Below are 18,187 nucleotides of genomic sequence, written 5' to 3' on the forward strand. Positions count from 1 at the left end.
CTGCATAGAATACCTCCTTCTATAAAAAATATTCTTTTCACTTAAATCCATTCCATCGATTCACATAAAATACATAAGAAAACGGGTTTTCTCGTATCTCACGCTTTCGCTCATTATATCCACGAATTAATACAGTCGCAACTGCAATCACACCGGCACCAGCAAGAAATCCAACTTTCATTTCATTGCTTGACTGGCTAAATGCTACAGCACCTCCTGATGTTAGCAGAGCTAGACCATCCATATTCCTTAGTTCTGTCATACTCTTTAATGATGTAAGAGTTGAGCTGATCCTGCTTTCTCCCAAAAGTCTTGTCAAATCATTGCATCCCATCTCCATGCTCTCTTTGTAATCAAATAAAATCTCATTCATTTCCTCTCGACTCTCTGCCTTTCTTAATTTCCCCTATACAGCATTCAACTCTTTCAGGAAATGAGCTAACTCATCTTTCCGATTCCTTTTGAAAGCAACAATATCACGAATCGAAACGTGGGGAGCTGGAGTTGGCAAACAGTTCCTTAAGGAGACCATAATTGCGGGTTTAGCAATATCATGATCTCCATTTATCGCATCGAACAATATTTTCTCATGAACTTGACTATGAGTTGCCGGGGTAAACCCTGCTTCCAAACCTATGTATTTCGCCATTAGTCCAACAAAAACAGTTGCAATATTTTCGTCAATTTCATGCCAACCGTCATTTTCTACTCCCGATAATTTGCTGATACTTTCTAACGCCTCCTTGACTTCGGGTAAAAGTTTTGACTCATGGATTAAATTCTTGACCGCTCTTCTCTCGATCCATTTAGCTTTTTCATTATGTAAAACAGTTCGGGAACCCTTAGTGGCCCGTTTAAATCCTCCATATCTTCTTTTCCATAAAGAATACTGAGGAGAAGTCAAAAACTCAAAGAATTCATGCTCAAAATTCTCCCTCAATCGAAAATCACCTCGATACAGGAAATCTTGAGGATTAAATGCCCTGAATTGCCCCTCATTTATCAAGTATTCGATATCCGGTTCATTACTCAAGCCTTTATAAAAGTAGTCACTGCCGAATGGAACAATTGAACCAATCTGTCTTGAATATAGTAAGGTGCGTTTCAACCACGCTCGATCAGGAATCGAAATAGTTGGATAATAAATGATATTTGGCATAGGTCTATCTCCTTAGTAAAATTTCTTTTCTTTGATTATAACATTTAAGAACATTCTCCCACATCAACGGCATTTTAAAAATTATTATATAGAATATCCATATCGACTACACACCCTTGCTAACTCGACAACAAAAAAGAGTCCATGCGGTCTATCCACATCTGTGGAAAAACCTCATGAACCCTTACAAATTGGCGGAGAGGACAGGATTCGAACCTGCGTGGGGTTGCCCCCTAACGGTTTTCAAGACCGCCCCGTTATGACCACTTCGGTACCTCTCCGCGTATGAAAAGATAAAAATGGTGCGGTCGAGAAGACTCGAACTTCCACGGGGAAACCCCACACGCCCCTCAAGCGTGCGCGTCTGCCATTCCGCCACGACCGCATGTCAAAGTGTTGCTGATCAAGTTGTAAAGATGGAGCGGAAGACGGGATTCGAACCCGCGACCCTCGCCTTGGCAAGGCGATGCTCTACCCCTGAGCCACTTCCGCGTACAGGATGTACCGCGTCCAACGTTGCGACAGGACGTCGCGTTCTTAGTTGGACTACCTTCATAAGGAAGATAAAAACAAGTGGTGAGCCATGAAGGACTCGAACCTTCGACCCACTGATTAAAAGTCAGTTGCTCTACCAACTGAGCTAATGGCTCCTGTCATGCTGCTATATATCATGGAAACTTTAACCGTGTCGTACAGCGCAGGAAGCGCATCGACAGAATGTAATATATCATTTCTCTTCGATGAATGCAATACTTTTCATCGAAATCGCTTCATGAAAATGATGGGTACAGCCTTAGAAGACCGGCCAATCCTCATGCCTGCGGAGAATAGCAAACAATAGCGTAGCAGACGTGTGGCCACTAATGCTCATGCCCTTCACCACCAAAATAGCACCAAAGCAGAGATGCATTTCATAACGAATGCACCAAACTGAGCGTGCCCACACCATGCCTAATGGAAATCTGCATAGCAATGCTTATAGAATACATACTCAGGATCGTTGTCACGAAAGCAACACCTGCTGAGAGAATCGATTGCTGAACTCGCATACCCCACTCAAAGCAAAAGAGCCTCGCTCACCACGAGGCTCTTCCAGCAAACCACAAGCCAAACCACAAACCGAACCACAATTCCAACCAACAACCAGCCTAGATCGTGATCTCCTTGACACCTTCTGCCGGGATGATCAAGGTCGGCTCCGTCTTGGACTGAATCTCTTCCACCGTATGGCCTGGCGCCACTTCGCGCAGGACGAGACCTTCCTCAGTCACATCGAGCACCGCCAGATCGGTGATGATGCGGTGCACCACGCCGCGGCCGGTCAGCGGAAGCTTGCACTCGTTCAGGATCTTCGCGTCACCATGCTTGTTGTTGTGCTCCATCGTGACGATCAGGCGCTTCGCGCCGTGCACGAGATCCATCGCGCCGCCCATGCCTTTGACCATCTTGCCCGGAATCATCCAGTTGGCCAGGTCGCCAGCTGCCGATACTTCCATCGCGCCGAGAATCGCGATGTCGATGTGACCGCCGCGGATCATCGCGAACGATTCTGCCGAGGAGAAAAACGCAGCGCCTGGGATCGCGGTCACCGTCTCCTTCCCCGCGTTGATCAGGTCCGCATCCACTTCTGCATCGGACGGGTATGGCCCGATGCCGAGCAGACCGTTTTCAGATTGCAGGACGACGTTTAAGCCCTCCGGAATATGGTTGGCCACCAAGGTCGGGATGCCGATGCCGAGGTTGACGTAGAAGCCATCTTGAATTTCTTGCGCTGCACGTTGAACGATTTGGTCACGAGTCAATGCCATTGTAAGCTCCCCTTTCTGCTCCGTTCCCGATTACCCTTGACGAGTGGTACGACGTTCGATGCGCTTCTCGAAATTGCCTTGGACGACGCGCTGAACGTAGACGCTCGGGGTGTGGATTTGATCCGGATCAAGCTCGCCGACTTCGACGATCTCCTCAACTTCTGCGATGGTGATCTTGCCTGCTGCTGCCATCATCGGGTTGAAGTTTTGGGTGGTCTTGCGGTAGATCAGGTTGCCCATCTTGTCCGCTTTCCACGCTTTGACGATCGCAAAGTCTGCTTTCAGCGGGTATTCGAGGATATATTCTTTGCCGTCGATCACGCGGGTCTCTTTGCCCTCTGCGATCGGCGTGCCGACTCCGGCCGGCGTGAAGAAGGCGCCGATGCCAGCACCGCCCGCACGGCAGCGCTCTGCCAGCGTCCCTTGCGGCACCAGTTCCACTTCCAGCTCGCCGGAGAGGAATTGGCGCTCAAACTCTTTATTCTCGCCCACATAGGACGCAACCATCTTTTTGATCTGCTTGTTTTGCAACAGAAGTCCCAGACCCCACTCGTCCACACCGCAGTTGTTGGAGATCACGGTGAGATCCTTTACGCCTTTGTCGCGCAAGGCGATGATCAGGTTCTCCGGAATGCCGCACAGGCCGAAACCGCCTGCCATGAGCGTCGCGCCGTCGTGAATATCTGCAATCGCTTCTTGTACACTGTCATAGACCTTGTTAATCACGGTAGTACCTCCTTATGTATGTCCCTGAATACTCAGAACTTTAGGGCTGGTAAGCGCTTTCGACACACCAAGTATGATTTCGCTATCAAGTATAATTCTTCCTTCCTCCCTATCATAGCTGAAATCGAGCCGAAATGCCAAAGAAACTGCCTGAAAAGTGCGGGCAGTTTCATCTCGGTGAACCTGGCATCTCAAAGGGCATGTTTTCTACTGCTTCCTCGTCGAGCGGCGCGATGATCCCGATGTTCATCGTGCCGCTCATCTCTTTGATGTGCAGGGACTGCACCTGATAGACCAGCTTCCTAATCTTCGTCACACCCTGTTGCTGGGCGATTAGGCGCCTCATCAGTAGGTTCTCCTCTTCCAGCGCTTCGATACGCCTTTGCAGTTGGCACATCGCCCCCCATACGTCCCACTCCACCCTGATCACCACGATTCTTTCGCTTCGGCGTCACAACCCAGTTTTTTCCGATGTTGATCATGCTGTCGCTGAGCTCACCAACCTTCAGCTCTTGTAAGTCAAAGCGCACTTTCATCTTCATCGCGAGCTCCACGCTTTTTTCTGCTGTACAAAATCGACCTGATCGCGATCGTCAACCTTCGATTGATAGAAAACCTGATTCGTGTTTCCCATCACCTCGCCCATGCCTTGGTTCATCCGTGACTTGGCCCTAAGCCCTGTCTTGATGCTCGGCCCAATGTTGACGAAGGAGCGATCGACGGTGTTGACTTTCACATTGCCCACATGAATCTCCACTGGCATCCTGCCTCACCTCACAAGGGATGGAAGTTTGGTGATCGAAGTGTCGCGGCTCGGTGCATCGATCCGATCGCGGTCATCGATCTTCGACTTCACGCGCTTCTGCTCGTTGCCATCTCCGATCAACTGACCATAGCCTTGGTTGTATTTGGAGTTGTTTTTCCAATCGTTCAACAGATTCTGTCCGACGTTCATCGCCGAAGCGTTTTCGATGTTGTTCACTTTGATGCTGAAGATGTTGATCGTAAAAGACATCGCAACCACCTCTTCGCTCTCATGTTGTTACGCTATGTGAGATGGGCGCATATGGTGAATGGAAGGCGCATCGAAGGAGGGAATGCGATGAAGAACTCCCGCTCTTTTGGCAAATGGGAATCGCACGCGCGGCAGTTCTTCGGGGATGATTTTTGGGAGGATATGCTTTCGGTATTTCCCGATGAAAATGCAGAACCTACAACATATGAGGAAGCAGCACCACCAGCGCCCGCACAGAGGGCAACCGCGCCTGCGGTGGCGATGTATCGAACGGAGCGCGAAGTGATCGTGCATGTCGAATTGCCAGGTCTCCACAACCTCGATGCGGTCGATCTCTATGTCGAAGGTAACCACTTGGTGGTGAGCGGTCAGATGCCGCGTCGCTTCCCTCCAGAACAAACTTTGGTATCAGAGCGATTTTTCGGGGAGTTCCAACGCGCCATTCCACTGCCCGACCGGGTCGAAGAAGACCAGATTCGCGCTCGGTATCACAACGGTCTGTTGGAGATCACCTTGCCGCTCATTCGCAAACGACCGAATGAATCGAAGAAGCGGATTCCGATTCAGCGCAACCCACCACCATAAAAAATCGCCGGGAGCGAATACCCGACGATTTTTTACTAAATTATGCTCGTTTTCATGACGGGCGCATCGAGCGCGTCGCTGTCCTGAATCATCGTCGCACCTGTAAACATTCCGTTGCCATCTCCGTTCGCTTCCCCTGCGCCATAGTTCTGTTTGGAAAGCCCATTCCAGTCGGCCACGAGCAGAGGGCCGATGTTGACATATCCTTTGTCAACGTTGTTGACTTTGAACGCCATGATGTTGATTCCACCGATCGGCACCTATCCTTCCCCCTCTCCGTTATCAACAACGTATGCCAAAACAAAAAAGCGGTGTCATGAGACACCGCTTTCAAACGCATTTCTTATAGGCTGAACCCTTGTACAGCATAGATGGTGGGCCCAAGAAGATTCGAACTTCCGACCTCACGATTATCAGTCGTGCGCTCTAGCCAACTGAGCTATGGGCCCAAAAAACATGGTGGCTCGGGACGGAATCGAACCGCCGACACGAGGATTTTCAGTCCTCTGCTCTACCGACTGAGCTACCGAGCCAAAATCTGTAGAAGAAACATGGTGACCCGTACGGGATTCGAACCCGTGAATGCCGCCTTGAAAGGGCGGTGAGTTAAGCCGCTTCTCCAACGGGCCAAACGTGGTGCCTTCAACCGGAATCGAACCGATGACCTCATCCTTACCATGGATGCGCTCTACCTACTGAGCTATGAAGGCGCTGGTGGAGATAAGCGGATTCGAACCGCTGACCCCCTGCTTGCAAGGCAGGTGCTCTACCAACTGAGCTATACCCCCAACATCTGGTGCGGTCGAGAAGACTCGAACTTCCACGGGGAAACCCCACACGCCCCTCAAGCGTGCGCGTCTGCCATTCCGCCACGACCGCATGTCGATCTGTGCTGCTGATCAAGTTGTAAAAATGGAGCGGAAGACGGGATTCGAACCCGCGACCCTCGCCTTGGCAAGGCGATGCTCTACCCCTGAGCCACTTCCGCACGTGAGACTGTCGACATCGCGTCGACCATCTCGACTGATGGTGAGCCATGAAGGACTTGAACCTTCGACCCACTGATTAAAAGTCAGTTGCTCTACCAACTGAGCTAATGGCTCGTGTTTCGCCAGTGTTGCGGCGGCGACAAGAGATAATATATCATGCTGAGTGGTAGAGTGCAAGAGGGTATTTTAAGATTATTTCTGGAAAAGCGATTTCCATCTGCTGATCAGCTCTCGCGTGATCGGCCCGACCTGCCTGTCACCGATCGGCGCTCCTTCGACAGAGGTCGCCGGGAGCACGCCGACCACCGACGAGGTGGTAAACGCTTCTGACGCATGCGCGATGTCGGCGAGCGTCAAGCGCCTCTCCCGCACCGGAAGCTGTCTCTTGACCCAATCCCGCGTGATGCCCGGCAGGATGCCAGCGTCGAGCGGCGGGGTGCACAGTTCGCCATCGATCACAAAAAAGAGGTTGCTGACCGCCCCTTCTGCGATCGCCCCATCGCTCGTCAATTGAATCCCTTCGGCAGCGCCGCGCAGCTCCAGCTCGCGATAGGCGAGCAAGCTGTTGAGGTAGTTGAGCGTCTTCGCCCGCACTGGCGTCTCCGGCGAGCTGCGCACCGTCTCCAGCACGATCAGGTCGCGCCCGCTGTCTGGCGGCAAGACCAGCTCCTTGACATAGATGACCAGCGTGGGGACGCTGCAGCTCTTTCCGCTCGGGCCGAGCGCTCCCACGCCGCGGGAGACTGTCAGCCGCACGTACGCTTCCTCCAGTTCGTTCGCCTGCACCGTCTCATGGATCGCCCGTTCCAGCTGTTCATCGCTCCAGGGAATCGGAATGCCCAGCCACTCTGCCGACTCGCGCAGCCGGCAGACGTGCTCCTGCCAAAACACCGGAGCGCCGCCTGCGGTGCGCATCGTTTCAAACAGCCCTGCCCCGTACAAAAAACCGTGATCCAAGACGGACAAGCTCGCCTGTTCCAGCGGCAGGACGCGATCGTTTAAATAGACGAACATGAGAGCCCCTGCCTTTCGAGGAAGTTGCGCAGCATCGCCTTGCCATGTTCGGTCAAGATCGCCTCCGGATGGAACTGAACCCCTTCGACAGCCAGCTCTTTGTGGCGAATCGCCATGATCTCCCCCGCATCTGTCCAAGCGGAGATCTCAAAACAGTCGGGCAACGTTTCGCGCTCGACGATCAGCGAGTGGTAGCGACAGACGTTGAGCGGAGAAGGCAATTGATGAAACATCGTCTCCCCGTCGTGCTCGATGCGCGACGTCTTACCGTGCATCAGGCGCTCCGCTCGCACGACGTTACCGCCGAACGCTTGGGCGATCGACTGATGGCCGAGGCAGACGCCGAGCAGCGGGATTTTTCCGGCAAAAGCGGTGATCACCTCAAGCGACACGCCCGCTTCATTCGGCGAGCAGGGCCCGGGTGAGATGACGATCACGCGCGGGTTGAGCTGTTCGATCTCCTGCACCGTCACCTCATCGTTGCGCTTTACGACCAACTCCTGTCCCATCTCGCCTAAGTATTGAACGAGGTTGTAGACGAAGGAATCATAGTTGTCGATCATCAGGATCACAGGCGTTCTCTCCCCTCGCTTGCAGCTTGTTCCGCATTTTCGATCGCCACCCACAGCGCTTTCGCTTTGCGCATCGATTCATGGTACTCGCGCTCCGGCACCGAGTCGATGACGATGCCCGCTCCCGCCTGCACATAGCCGACGCCATCTTGCACCTGCAAGGTGCGGATGACGATGTTCAGCTCCATATCCCCATCGAAGTCGATCCAGCCGATCGAGCCGGTGTACAGACCGCGGCGGGTCGGCTCCAACTCCTCTAAGATCTCCATCGTGCGAATCTTCGGCGCGCCGGTGATCGTGCCGCCGGGGAAGGTCGCGCGGATCACATCGAATGCGTCCCTGCCACCATGCAAGCGGCCGCGCACGTTGGACACGATATGGAAGACGTGCGAATACGCCTCGATCACCATCAGCTCGTTCACTTCGACCGAGCCAAACTGACAGACGCGACCGAGGTCGTTGCGCTCCAGATCGACCAGCATGATATGTTCGGCGATCTCTTTCTCATTGCTTTTTAGCTCTTCCACCGCGAGCCGATCCTGTTCCTCTTCGCCTGTGCGCGGGCGAGTTCCGGCGATCGGTCGGGCGTTCACTTCCCCTGCGAATAGGTTGACCAGCAGCTCCGGCGAGCAGGAGACCACCTGCAGCTCTGGAAAGTGCAGATAGCTCGCGTAAGGCGAGGGATTGATCTGGCGCAGGTGCTTGTAGATCTCATAGGGTGCTGCGCCGAGCGTGCGCCCTTGCCGCATTGACAGGTTCACCTGAAACACGTCGCCGCGCGAGATGTATTCTTGCACTGCGGTGACCGCCTGTTCGAACCCTGCTTTGGTGAAGGAATAGCTCCAGTCCTCCGCTGCAGAACGCGCAGGAAAGTCTGGCACTTGCGACGTGCCGTTTAACAGCTTGTGCTCCAACTCCGACAGCGCTGCTTCCGCTCGGGCCACTCCGTCCGCTCGGTGCAGATCGATATGGGCGATCAGGTGTACGACCTCGCGCCGATGGTCGATCACGCAGAGCTGGTCGACAAAAACAAAATACAGGTCTGGCGTCCCGAGGTCGTCTTGGCTAATCGTCGGCAAGCGCTCAATATAGCGCGCCGTGTCATAGGCGAGAAAGCCGACAGCCCCGCCGCGCAGCTTCGGCAGTCCGGGGAGGTGTGGCGCGCGAAACTCGCGCATCTTCTCCCGCAACAGATTGAGCGGGTCGCCGCTCCACGCTTCCCGCTGCTCACCCTGCACAAAGACAGCTTGGCCATCTTTGGCGGTGAGCACTGCGAACGGAGCGCCACCGACGAAAGAAAACTCGCCCATCTTGCCCGATTCTAACAAAAAGTGATGCGGGCCTTGCCAGCCCAAACGCTCATAGATCGCGGCGGGGTCGAGGTTCAGCCCCTGATAGGTGCGCATCACAGGATACAGGCGGTATCCCTGTTCCCGATAGGTTTGCAAAATAGTAGTATCCAAGCGTATGCTCCCCCTGATCATTCTCTACGCGAATTGTAGTATATGTTCCCCTTCACTTGCAATGAAAATTGCCTTTCTCCGTGGTAAGATATAGTCCTGAAAACATTCCTGGCCGGGAGCTGATATCCTTGACAACCGATCGGACACCCTATCCTGACGCCTTTTTATCTCGCATGCGAGATTTGTTGCAAGCGGAGTATCAACCGTTTTATGACACGTTTTCCCTTCCTTCCGCCCTCGGGCTGCGGGTCAACACGCTGAAGACGAGCCGCGAGCGCTTTTTGGAGCTCGCTCCCTTTCAACTGCAAGCGGTGCCGTGGGTCGAGGAAGGATTCTATTATGAAGCGTCAGATCGACCTGGCAAACATCCCTACCATGCGGCTGGCGTCTATTACATGCAAGAGCCTTCCGCGATGTCTGTCGCCGCTGTGCTCTCACCTGCGCCCGGCGATCGCGTGCTCGACCTCTGCGCCGCACCGGGCGGCAAATCGACCCATCTGGCCGCACAGCTAGGAGGCACTGGGCTGCTCATCGCCAATGAGCCCCATCCGCAACGGGCGAAGATCCTCTCCGAAAACATCGAGCGCTGCGGCGTGACCAACGCGCTGGTCACAAGCGAAATGCCCGACCGTCTGGCGGAGCGGTTTCCCGCCTTTTTTGACAAGATCTTGGTCGATGCCCCTTGCTCTGGGGAAGGGATGTTTCGCAAAGATCCGGACGCCTGCGGTGAGTGGAGCCCCGAGCATGTGACCGGCTGTGCGCTGCGCCAGCTCGACATTTTGCAGGCAGCCGCTGCGATGCTTCGCGCTGGCGGCACGCTCGCCTTTTCGACCTGCACGTTTGCGCCGGAAGAGAACGAAGGGCTGATCGAAACGTTTTTGCGGCAACATCCGGAATTTGAAATCATCGACATACACACGTTCGAACATTTCGCACCAGGACGGCCCGAGTGGACATCAGGCGGGCGACCCGAGCTGGCCAAGACGGCGCGCCTCTGGCCGCATCGCCTGCGCGGGGAGGGGCATTATGTCGCCCATCTGCGCAAGCGCGATGGTGAACCGGCTCCGCGGAAAAAGGAGAGCAAGAGCGTGCGGCTTCCAGCCGATGTGATCAGCAGTTACCGCCAGTTTGCCGAAGCGACGTTGCGCCGAGTGCCGGAGGGCGATTATCTGCTGTTTGGCGACCACCTCTACCTGATCCCGAGCGAGCTGCAACATCAGCTAAAAGGGCTCAAGGTGGTCCGTCCAGGCTGGCATCTGGGCACGCTGAAAAAAAATCGCTTTGAACCAAGCCATGCGCTCGCGCTCGGACTGCGTGCCGAAGAGATCCTGCACACCGTCTCGCTGGCTGCTGACAGCCAGGAGATCAGGCAGTATCTGCGCGGGGAGACGATCAGCATGGACTGCGCCAAAGGATGGGTCGTGCTGACGGTGGACAACTTCCCCTTAGGCTTTGGCAAACAGTCAGGCGGCACGATCAAGAACCACTATCCGAAAGGGTTGCGCTGGCTGTCCTGACCCGTGGCGTTCCCAACGCTAATCCTCACGAACCTGTGCTCTCTTTCCACGCGAAAGGAGGCTGCCGAGCATGATCGACAGCCTCCTTTTTCTTATCGCCAGCCTTTGGTCGCTTGCCTCAGGCAGTTATCCTCTTGTGATCCCCGTCTTGGTCAGCTGACCGCGCGTGACGCCGAGCTGGTTGGTCGCGTTGAGCGTCCGCCAGACGTGCGTGCCGGTCACTTCCCCTTCCAGCGCTTGGCGGTACAGCTTCAGCACCTCCTGCACGCGATCGCCGTCCTCTTCGAGAAACTCGACGCGATAGGTGTTCACCCCGTACTGCAAAAACTCCTTCAAAAACTCGGCGCCCGACTGATCGACCGCGTTGTAGACGGTGTTGCGGCAGCCTGTGTCGACGCGCACCGGATGCTCAAAATCGACGCGGTCGCGCAGCGACACGCGATGCTGCTCACAGACCTGTCCGCAGTTGGTATAATCGGTGCCTTCTGACAGGAAGGTCGCGTAGACGCAATGCTCGGTGTGGAACATCGGCATGTGCTGGTGGATGACCACTTCGACTTTGCTCGCATCAGACTGGGAGAGCAGGTCGACCATCTGCTCGGTGTTCAGATCGTAGGAGGCGGTGATGCGGCTGATGCCCCGTTCGAGGAACAGGCGAGCCGCTTTGTGGTTGGCGATGTTCAAGGAGAAGTCGCCGATCAGCTCGATGCCCTCCGGCCGCTCCTGCTCATAGAAGTAGAGCGCCCCCGTGTTGCGGATGAGAATCCCGTCCGGCTTCGCTTTGATGATGTTCAGCAAGATCCCCCGCTCGCCAGGCATCAGGATGCGCGGTGTGGCCAGCGCGATCTTCTTGCCAGCCGCGCGCGCCACTTCGACCGCTTTCGGATAGTCGCGGACAAACTCAAAATCTGCGTAGATGTAGTCCACATCTGTCTTCCCCGCCGCTTCGATCTGCTCAAGCGAGCGGCAGAGCGCGATCAGATTGGCGGTGTCGCCCGTCGCCGGATCGACCGCCACCGTGTCTTCATAGACGTCGAGGTCGCGCTTTTGATAGGTGCGCGGCTCGATGCGCAGCTTGAGCAGCTCTTCGGCCGCCACCCGTCTCATCCGGTTCAATTCGGACATCGGGACGATCAGATCGCCGTCGAGGTCGAGATGCAGATCTCCCAGATAGTACACCGTTCCGCCGAGACGACCCAGCTGGTCGCGCAACACCTCTTCGTTCAGCGGGCGCTTCATCGCTGTCTCCACCGCTTTTTCAGAGGCGACAGTCACCGTTTTTCCCGTGTTCACATCTGTCCAGATGCTCACCAGCGGCTCGCCGAGACGGCCGTGTACGGAGACATCGACCGGGAACGTGCGATACGGCTTCTCCGTCTCAAACGTTTTGCGCAAGCGGCGATCCAGCTCCGGATCGGAAGTGCGCCACACCTTATCGCCCACCTGAACCCGATGCAGATCGACATCGTTTCGGCCCATCACGATCTCGTACAGACCGCCTTCGACCTTGCCTTCGATCTTCTGCCCTTTGATGCGAATGTCATAGACGCGTCCGCCCTCTTCATCCTGCGTCGGATCGCCTGCGTCAAACACGATTCCATCCCCGCGCTTGAGCGGTGCTTGCAGATCGATCAGCAGCGCATCGCGGTACACTTTTTTCACCTGCCCGAGATAGACGCCGCGCTTCTTGGGGAAGGTGCCGTCGACCAGCTGCTTGTGGTTGGTGCCCGACAAAAAGCCGTGCGTAAAACCGCGCGAAAAGCTCTGCTCCAGCTCCTGAATGTCGATCACGTTCGGATCGTACTGCTCCCCAGCAAAATAGGCGTCGATCGCTTTGCGGTATTTGGCGACCACATTGGCCACATATTCGGCCGACTTCAGCCGCCCTTCGATCTTGAACGAGGTCACTCCCGCCTCGATCAGCTGCGGCACCAGTTCGAGCGCCGCCAGATCTTTTGGCGACAGCAGATAGGCGATGTTGCCCATCTCTTTCTGCTCGTTCTCCACGATCATGTCGTACGGCAAGCGACAGGCTTGGGCGCACTCGCCGCGGTTGGCAGAGCGCCCGCCCCACATCTCCGACGTGAGGCATTGGCCGGAGTAGGAGACGCACAGCGCGCCGTGGACGAACACTTCCAACTCCTTCTCCGTCTCCGCAGAGATCTTCTCGATGTGCTTGAGCGAGTTCTCCCGGCCGAGCACGACGCGCTCCAGATCATACGGCTTGACAAAATCGACCGCCTCCGCGGAGGTGATCGTCATCTGTGTCGAGCCGTGGATGGGGAAATCGGGCGAGATCTCCCGGATCAGCTTGACCAGGCCGAGGTCTTGGACGATCACTGCGTCCACGCCAGCATCGATGCAGGCATCGATCAGCTCTTTCGCCTCTTCCATCTCGTTTTCGAAGACGAGAATGTTAAACGTCAAGAAGCCCTTCACGCCATACATATGTAAAAACTCCATGATCGCCGGCAGTTCGTCCATCAGGAAGTTGTGCGCTCGAGCGCGCGCGTTAAACTTCTCCACGCCGAAGTAGACAGCGTTTGCCCCGTTGGCCACCGCCGCCCGCATCGCTTCCCAATTCCCCGCAGGCGCAAGCAGTTCGATATCTTCACGACTCAGGTCTTTTTTCATCTATTTCATCCTTCCTGTTGCTAGCTCTCTTCATAGCGTATCTATTGTACATGTTTTCCCGAAATGGCGAAACAATCGCTGGGAAAAAGAATAACCGTTGTCATTTCATAGCATCCTACCGTATAATAGAAAAAATCAAGTTCAGAGCGGAATTATACCGGTGAAGAGCATCCAACTCGGAGGTGTCTGTGACCGGGGTCGATCTCGTGTGGATCGTCCCTCTAAGCGGACCGGGTACTGCCCGTTACAGCAGTGCGAGAGGATCAGATTTTCGCTCGGCCTGAGGGCCGATCGAGTCTGATCAAATTGGGTGGCACCGCGAGACAGCGCTCCTCGTCCCAACAGGATGAGGGCGCTTTTTATATTGGGAAAAGGAGTGAGGATCATGTTAGACATTCGTTTGATTCGCGAAGAGGCGGAGCGAGTTCAGCAGATCGCGCAGCAAAAGGGCATCGAGATCTCGATCGCCGACCTGCTGGCGTTCGACAAGGAGCGCCGCACCATCCTGCAGGATCTGGAGCAGTACCGCATGCAGCGCAACCAGCTGTCGCAGTCGATGCCGCAACTGGCCAAGCAGGGCAAGAAAGAGGAGATGGAGCAGACGAAAGAGGAAGTGCGCCGCATCAACGTGCACATCTCGTCGCTTGAAAACTCGCTCGGCGAGGTGGAAGCCAACCTGCGCAACCTGATGCTGCGCGTGCCGAACATCATCTCGCCCGACACGCCGATCGGAGAGTCGGATGCGGACAACGTGGAGCTGCGCCGCGTGGGCGAGGTTCCGACGTTTGAAGCGCCTCCGCTCGACCATGTGACCCTGGGCGAGAAGTACGACCTGTTCGACATCCCGCGCGGCGTCAAAGTGGCGGGCACCCGCAACTACTTCTTAAAAGGAATTGGTGCCTACCTGCATCGGGCGGTGCAATCGCTCGCCCTCGACCTGCTGACCAAGCGCGGGTTTACCGCGATGGACGTGCCGCTGATGGTGCGTGAAGAGATGTTCACCAACACCGGCTTCTTCCCGCTCGGCTTGGATCAGACCTACGCGCTGGAGGATCAAAAATATCTGGTCGGCACTTCGGAAGTGCCGCTGATCTCCTACTTCAGCGGCGAGGTGATCGATGTGGAACAACCGGTGCGCCTGGCTGGCGTTTCCAACTGTTTCCGCAGCGAAGCAGGTTCGGCAGGTCGCGACGTGCGCGGGCTGTACCGCGTGCATCAGTTCGCCAAGGTGGAACAGGTCGTCCTCTGCAAAAACGATCCGGAGCTGTCGGAGCAGATGCTGCAGGAGATCTTGAAAAATGCGGAAGACCTGTTGCATTTGCTGGAGCTTCCCTACCGCGTCGTCGCCGTCTGCACAGGGGACATCGGGCAGGGCGTGTACAAAAAGTATGACATCGAGACGTGGATGCCGAGCCGCGAAAGCTACGGGGAGACGCAATCGGCGTCCAACCTGCTCGAATTCCAAGCGCGTCGCTCGAACATCCGCTACCGGGATGAGAACGGACAGCTGCACTATTGCCACACCTTGAACAACACGGCGGTGGCGACGCCGCGCATCCTGATCCCGCTGCTTGAGAACCATCAGCGCCCGGACGGCACGATCTACATTCCGCAGGCGCTGCGCCCCTACATGAACGGCGTGGAAGAGATCAAACCGCAGTAAGTCACCCACGAACGAGCAAGACCGCCAGAGATCAGCTGGCGGTCTTTTTTTATGATCTGCGCGCTGGATCGCCTCAATAACCAAGCCGCGCTCGATGTATTTTTTCCAGTATCGAACAATGCTCATGCCTCGCTCCAGAAAACGCCGATCTCTTCTAACACAGCCCCGCAACAAAAGAAGCATCCCCGCACAGCCGGGGATGCTCATCATTTGCTTTTCGGCAAGCTATTGAAAATTCGCTCCGCCATCCTGTCATATCCCTCATTGTTCGGATGAAAATGATCGAACGACAGCAGCGAATCGTTGTTCCACTGGAACAGATCGAACATCGGCACCACTTTGACCTGCTGGAAGGATTGCGCGAGCTGACGCAGGTTGTCGTTCCACCCGAGCAGCAGCTGCTCCGACGCTCCCTGATCCTCAAACAGCCCTTCAAACGGATTGTATAGACCGAGGATGATGATCGGCGCCTTCTGGTTGCTCTTGCGAATGGTGGTCAACACCTGCTCCACATTTTTCGTATACTCTTTTTGCGTGGCGAGGATGGCAGCCTCGTCGATGCTCTTCAGGTTGATAATTTTATCCACTCCACCGATCGAGTGGGTGATGTCATTGCCTCCGATCGAGACCATGATCAGCTTTGCATCGTGAAAATACTGCTGGACGCCTGGGTTTTGCACCGACTTCGCAAGCTCCGCAGACTCAAGCCCGCTGATGCCGAGGTTTTGGACTTGGACCTGCTGACCGGACGCCTCAAGGCGGGACTTCAGATTGCCCACATATCCTTTGCCCGACGTATCGCCTACCCCTTTGGTCAGCGAGTCGCCGATCGCGACGATCAGGTTGGAGTCCGCTCCTTTTGCGTCTGTCGCCACGGTCGGTTGTACATCTTGACCAGCGGGCGCTTCCGCAGCTGGGAGCGACGAGGTCACATCGCCAGTCTGGGTCAGGGCGAGGAAAAACCCTCCACCGAGCACCACCACGCTGGCAAGAGCGAGCGTCAACACGCTGCCCCAGAGAAAAGAACGTTTTTTCTTCATCTTATGATAGGGCACCTCCTTTCTTTAGTGTATCATAGAAGAAGCACCTTTTCGCAACTTTTCACAAGCTAGGAGGATCTGCTCTTGAACGATAAACAACGTCCAGTCGCCCTGTCTGTGCGCAACTTGCAAAAGACGATCAGGCGGCGCACGATCGTAAAAAACATCACGTTTGACGTGTTTGCAGGAGAGGTGTTCGGCTTTCTCGGCCCGAACGGAGCGGGCAAGACGACGACCATCCGCATGATCGTCGGCCTGATCAAGCCGACTGCCGGCCACGTGCTGATCGGCGGCCATGATGTGCAAAAGGATTTTCTGGAGGCGATGCGCTGTGTCGGCTGCATCGTCGAGAACCCTGAACTGTATAAGTATATGACCGGCTGGCAAAACTTGGAGCACTTCGCCCGCATGCTCGACCTGCCCGATGAGCGAATCGACGAGGTCGTGCGACTGGTGCGCATGGAAGGTCGCATCCATGACAAAGTCAAGACGTATTCGCTCGGCATGCGCCAGCGCTTAGGGATCGCCCAAGCGCTGCTCGCCCGCCCGAAGCTTCTGATCTTGGACGAGCCGACCAACGGGCTCGACCCGGCGGGGATTCGCGAATTGCGCGAGTTTATCCGCCATCTCGCACAGGCGGAAGGCCTGGCGGTGTTCGTCTCCTCCCACATGCTGGCTGAGGTGCAGATGATGTGCGATCGGGTGGCGATCCTCTCCAACGGGGAGATCGTCAAGGTGGCGACGGTGGAGGAGATCGTGCACACCGGCACCAACCGCGTCGAGTGGACGGTCGATTCGCGCGACCTCGCCATGCGCCTGCTCGCCGAAGAGGTCGGCGCCGATCGGGTCGAGCCGCTGGGCGACAACAAGCTCGTCGCCCTGTTGACCCCTGAGCAGACAGCAGCGTGCAACCAGCTGTTGATCGAAGCGAACGTCAAGCTGTACGGCGTGCAGGTGCAAGGTCAGTTAGAAGAGCTGTTCCTGCAGATCACGGGAGGTGATTCGATTGCGTAACCTCTATCTGCTGACGCGCAACGAGACGCTGAAAGTGTTGCGCAAGAAGCGCTTTCTCGTCGTCCTGCTGATCCTCGCCGTGCTGATTCCCCTGTTCGCCTATGGGCAGTACACCCAGCAGGAGCGGGTCAAGGCGCAAAGCGGCGTCACCGACTGGCGGGCGGAGCTCGGACAGGAGATCGTCGAGACGGAGCGACGTCTCGCCTCACCCACGATGCAGGACGATCGGAGAAAAACGCTGGAGATGCGCCTTGAGCAAAACAAATACTACCTTGAGCGCAACATCAATCCGTCCGAGCCTGGCGCCACCTCTTTCACGCGAATTTTCATGCAGTTTGGCATCTCGCTGTTCCTGCCGCTGCTCGTCGTCGTCGTGGCGACAGATATCGTCTCGTCGGAGCTACAGGATGGGACGATCAAGCTGCTGCTGACTCGACCGGTCAAGCGCTGGAAGATTCTGCTGAGCAAATTTTTGACCTTGATGATCTTCACGACGCTTACGGTCGTCGTGATGGGGGTGATCTCCTTCCTCGTCTCCGGGCTCTTCTTCGGCTACGCGGGATGGGATGCGCCGATGTTTACCGGCTTCACCATCGTCAACGGCACGTTCGATACGAGCGCTGTGCAGATGATCCCGCACTGGCACCTGCTGTTGATGAACTATGGGCTCGGCTGGATCGCCGCGATCGCGGTGGCGACGCTCTCCTTTATGGTATCCGTTCTGGTGCGGGGCACTGCGACCGGGATGGGCGTGATGCTCGCCCTGTTGATCGGTGGGAGCATCATGGGGCAGATGGCCAGCGATTTCCCGCTGACCAAATATGTGTTCACCACGCATCTGCGCCTGACCGACTATATTAACGGCGTGCCTGTCGCCGTCGAAGGGCTGACGCTCAACTATTCGCTGGCGGCGCTGGCGATCTGGTCGGCTGCGGCGCTGGCGCTCTCCTTCCTGTCGTTTACCAAGCGCGATGTGCTGGCATAAGTT

The 18,187-nt window shown here is 55.8% G+C and carries 18 protein-coding genes and 12 tRNA genes; 5 read left to right on the top strand and 25 right to left on the bottom strand.

Annotated features, from left to right (window positions below):
* Positions 1–37 precede the first annotated feature (37 nt).
* The 11 genes from ACFSOY_RS13630 to ACFSOY_RS13680 form a co-directional block, all read right to left on the bottom strand.
* Positions 38–373: a hypothetical protein gene (locus tag ACFSOY_RS13630; RefSeq protein WP_386047500.1), complete on the bottom strand. Its 336-nt coding sequence runs from the start codon at positions 371–373 to the stop codon at positions 38–40.
* A gap of 33 nt (positions 374–406) precedes the next feature.
* A complete protein-coding gene (locus tag ACFSOY_RS13635; protein ID WP_386047502.1) occupies positions 407–1,159 on the bottom strand; it encodes a DUF6236 family protein in 753 nt (250 codons plus the stop codon).
* A 192-nt stretch (positions 1,160–1,351) separates the two neighbouring features.
* Positions 1,352–1,440 (bottom strand) — tRNA-Ser (locus ACFSOY_RS13640).
* Between the two features lie 19 nt (positions 1,441–1,459).
* Positions 1,460–1,544, bottom strand: a tRNA-Leu gene (locus ACFSOY_RS13645).
* Between the two features lie 32 nt (positions 1,545–1,576).
* A tRNA-Gly gene (locus ACFSOY_RS13650) sits at positions 1,577–1,651 on the bottom strand.
* Between the two features lie 82 nt (positions 1,652–1,733).
* A tRNA-Lys gene (locus ACFSOY_RS13655) sits at positions 1,734–1,809 on the bottom strand.
* Positions 1,810–2,307: 498 nt separating this feature from the next.
* The gene (locus ACFSOY_RS13660; RefSeq protein ID WP_386047504.1) at positions 2,308–2,967 is read right to left on the bottom strand and encodes a CoA transferase subunit B; all 660 of its coding nucleotides are present in this window, start codon (positions 2,965–2,967) and stop codon (positions 2,308–2,310) included.
* Positions 2,968–2,997: 30 nt separating this feature from the next.
* The gene (locus ACFSOY_RS13665) at positions 2,998–3,690 is read right to left on the bottom strand and encodes a CoA transferase subunit A (protein WP_386047645.1); all 693 of its coding nucleotides are present in this window, start codon (positions 3,688–3,690) and stop codon (positions 2,998–3,000) included.
* A 172-nt stretch (positions 3,691–3,862) separates the two neighbouring features.
* Positions 3,863–4,090 carry a spore germination protein GerPC gene (gene gerPC, locus ACFSOY_RS13670; protein WP_386047647.1) on the bottom strand — a complete coding sequence of 76 codons (228 nt, stop codon included), beginning with the start codon at positions 4,088–4,090 and terminating at the stop codon, positions 3,863–3,865.
* A 141-nt stretch (positions 4,091–4,231) separates the two neighbouring features.
* Positions 4,232–4,456 (bottom strand): hypothetical protein, encoded by a 225-nt coding sequence (locus ACFSOY_RS13675; protein WP_386047506.1) that lies wholly within the window; start codon positions 4,454–4,456, stop codon positions 4,232–4,234.
* 6 nt (positions 4,457–4,462) lie between these two features.
* Complete coding sequence (locus ACFSOY_RS13680) at positions 4,463–4,708, bottom strand: spore germination protein (RefSeq protein WP_386047507.1); 246 nt, start codon at positions 4,706–4,708, stop codon at positions 4,463–4,465.
* 87 nt (positions 4,709–4,795) lie between these two features.
* On the opposite strand from ACFSOY_RS13680, the gene ACFSOY_RS13685 reads away from it, so the two are divergent.
* Positions 4,796–5,293 carry an Hsp20/alpha crystallin family protein gene (locus ACFSOY_RS13685; protein ID WP_386047509.1) on the top strand — a complete coding sequence of 166 codons (498 nt, stop codon included), beginning with the start codon at positions 4,796–4,798 and terminating at the stop codon, positions 5,291–5,293.
* A 35-nt stretch (positions 5,294–5,328) separates the two neighbouring features.
* Here the strand turns inward: ACFSOY_RS13685 and ACFSOY_RS13690 are convergent, their stop codons facing one another.
* From ACFSOY_RS13690 to ACFSOY_RS13745, 12 genes are all read right to left on the bottom strand, one after another.
* Positions 5,329–5,553, bottom strand: a complete 225-nt coding sequence (locus ACFSOY_RS13690; RefSeq protein ID WP_386047511.1) for a hypothetical protein — start codon at positions 5,551–5,553, stop codon at positions 5,329–5,331.
* Positions 5,554–5,665: 112 nt separating this feature from the next.
* Positions 5,666–5,742: transfer RNA gene (locus ACFSOY_RS13695), tRNA-Ile, on the bottom strand.
* 8 nt (positions 5,743–5,750) lie between these two features.
* A tRNA-Phe gene (locus ACFSOY_RS13700) sits at positions 5,751–5,826 on the bottom strand.
* Positions 5,827–5,845: 19 nt separating this feature from the next.
* Positions 5,846–5,922 (bottom strand) — tRNA-Glu (locus ACFSOY_RS13705).
* 5 nt (positions 5,923–5,927) lie between these two features.
* A tRNA-Thr gene (locus ACFSOY_RS13710) sits at positions 5,928–6,003 on the bottom strand.
* A gap of 2 nt (positions 6,004–6,005) precedes the next feature.
* A tRNA-Ala gene (locus tag ACFSOY_RS13715) sits at positions 6,006–6,081 on the bottom strand.
* A 6-nt stretch (positions 6,082–6,087) separates the two neighbouring features.
* A tRNA-Leu gene (locus tag ACFSOY_RS13720) sits at positions 6,088–6,172 on the bottom strand.
* A gap of 34 nt (positions 6,173–6,206) precedes the next feature.
* Positions 6,207–6,281 (bottom strand) — tRNA-Gly (locus ACFSOY_RS13725).
* A 39-nt stretch (positions 6,282–6,320) separates the two neighbouring features.
* A tRNA-Lys gene (locus ACFSOY_RS13730) sits at positions 6,321–6,396 on the bottom strand.
* 78 nt (positions 6,397–6,474) lie between these two features.
* Positions 6,475–7,296: an aminotransferase class IV gene (locus ACFSOY_RS13735; RefSeq protein ID WP_386047513.1), complete on the bottom strand. Its 822-nt coding sequence runs from the start codon at positions 7,294–7,296 to the stop codon at positions 6,475–6,477.
* A complete protein-coding gene (pabA, locus tag ACFSOY_RS13740; protein ID WP_386047514.1) occupies positions 7,281–7,868 on the bottom strand; it encodes an aminodeoxychorismate/anthranilate synthase component II in 588 nt (195 codons plus the stop codon). Before pabA ends, ACFSOY_RS13735 begins: the two co-directional genes overlap by 16 nt.
* Positions 7,865–9,274, bottom strand: coding sequence for an anthranilate synthase component I family protein (locus tag ACFSOY_RS13745; protein ID WP_417852007.1), 1,410 nt, complete (start codon positions 9,272–9,274; stop codon positions 7,865–7,867). The genes pabA and ACFSOY_RS13745 overlap by 4 nt, the downstream gene beginning before the upstream one ends.
* Positions 9,275–9,459: 185 nt before the next feature.
* Here ACFSOY_RS13745 and ACFSOY_RS13750 point away from each other — a divergent pair, with 185 nt between their 5' ends.
* The gene (locus ACFSOY_RS13750) at positions 9,460–10,848 is read left to right on the top strand and encodes an RsmF rRNA methyltransferase first C-terminal domain-containing protein (protein ID WP_386047517.1); all 1,389 of its coding nucleotides are present in this window, start codon (positions 9,460–9,462) and stop codon (positions 10,846–10,848) included.
* 126 nt (positions 10,849–10,974) lie between these two features.
* On the opposite strand, the gene ACFSOY_RS13755 is transcribed toward ACFSOY_RS13750, so the two are convergent.
* Positions 10,975–13,482, bottom strand: a complete 2,508-nt coding sequence (locus ACFSOY_RS13755) for a U32 family peptidase (protein WP_386047518.1) — start codon at positions 13,480–13,482, stop codon at positions 10,975–10,977.
* Between the two features lie 385 nt (positions 13,483–13,867).
* Between ACFSOY_RS13755 and serS the strand changes: the two genes are divergently transcribed.
* Positions 13,868–15,145: a serine--tRNA ligase gene (serS, locus tag ACFSOY_RS13760; RefSeq protein WP_386047520.1), complete on the top strand. Its 1,278-nt coding sequence runs from the start codon at positions 13,868–13,870 to the stop codon at positions 15,143–15,145.
* A 206-nt stretch (positions 15,146–15,351) separates the two neighbouring features.
* On the opposite strand, the gene ACFSOY_RS13765 is transcribed toward serS, so the two are convergent.
* Entirely contained in the window at positions 15,352–16,185 is an 834-nt protein-coding gene (locus ACFSOY_RS13765; RefSeq protein WP_386047522.1) for a GDSL-type esterase/lipase family protein, read from the bottom strand.
* Between the two features lie 84 nt (positions 16,186–16,269).
* Between ACFSOY_RS13765 and ACFSOY_RS13770 the strand changes: the two genes are divergently transcribed.
* Both ACFSOY_RS13770 and ACFSOY_RS13775 read left to right on the top strand, forming a co-directional pair.
* Positions 16,270–17,199: an ABC transporter ATP-binding protein gene (locus tag ACFSOY_RS13770; RefSeq protein WP_386047523.1), complete on the top strand. Its 930-nt coding sequence runs from the start codon at positions 16,270–16,272 to the stop codon at positions 17,197–17,199.
* Positions 17,183–18,184 carry an ABC transporter permease gene (locus ACFSOY_RS13775; protein ID WP_386047525.1) on the top strand — a complete coding sequence of 334 codons (1,002 nt, stop codon included), beginning with the start codon at positions 17,183–17,185 and terminating at the stop codon, positions 18,182–18,184. Before ACFSOY_RS13770 ends, ACFSOY_RS13775 begins: the two co-directional genes overlap by 17 nt.
* Positions 18,185–18,187 lie beyond the last annotated feature (3 nt).

It is taken from the genome of Tumebacillus lipolyticus (genome assembly GCF_042682745.1).
GTDB lineage: Bacteria > Bacillota > Bacilli > Tumebacillales > Tumebacillaceae > Tumebacillus_A > Tumebacillus_A lipolyticus.

Coding starts and splice junctions, on each gene's coding strand:
- serS (WP_386047520.1), top strand. CDS start 13,868: ATGTTAGACATTCGTTTGATTCGCGAAGAGGCGGAGCGAGTTCAGCAG.
- ACFSOY_RS13675 (WP_386047506.1), bottom strand. CDS start 4,456: ATGCCAGTGGAGATTCATGTGGGCAATGTGAAAGTCAACACCGTCGAT.
- ACFSOY_RS13755 (WP_386047518.1), bottom strand. CDS start 13,482: ATGAAAAAAGACCTGAGTCGTGAAGATATCGAACTGCTTGCGCCTGCG.
- ACFSOY_RS13765 (WP_386047522.1), bottom strand. CDS start 16,185: ATGAAGAAAAAACGTTCTTTTCTCTGGGGCAGCGTGTTGACGCTCGCT.
- ACFSOY_RS13680 (WP_386047507.1), bottom strand. CDS start 4,708: ATGTCTTTTACGATCAACATCTTCAGCATCAAAGTGAACAACATCGAA.
- ACFSOY_RS13630 (WP_386047500.1), bottom strand. CDS start 373: ATGAATGAGATTTTATTTGATTACAAAGAGAGCATGGAGATGGGATGC.
- ACFSOY_RS13660 (WP_386047504.1), bottom strand. CDS start 2,967: ATGGCATTGACTCGTGACCAAATCGTTCAACGTGCAGCGCAAGAAATT.
- ACFSOY_RS13735 (WP_386047513.1), bottom strand. CDS start 7,296: ATGTTCGTCTATTTAAACGATCGCGTCCTGCCGCTGGAACAGGCGAGC.
- ACFSOY_RS13685 (WP_386047509.1), top strand. CDS start 4,796: ATGAAGAACTCCCGCTCTTTTGGCAAATGGGAATCGCACGCGCGGCAG.
- gerPC (WP_386047647.1), bottom strand. CDS start 4,090: ATGTGCCAACTGCAAAGGCGTATCGAAGCGCTGGAAGAGGAGAACCTA.
- ACFSOY_RS13635 (WP_386047502.1), bottom strand. CDS start 1,159: ATGCCAAATATCATTTATTATCCAACTATTTCGATTCCTGATCGAGCG.
- ACFSOY_RS13745 (WP_417852007.1), bottom strand. CDS start 9,274: ATGCGCACCTATCAGGGGCTGAACCTCGACCCCGCCGCGATCTATGAG.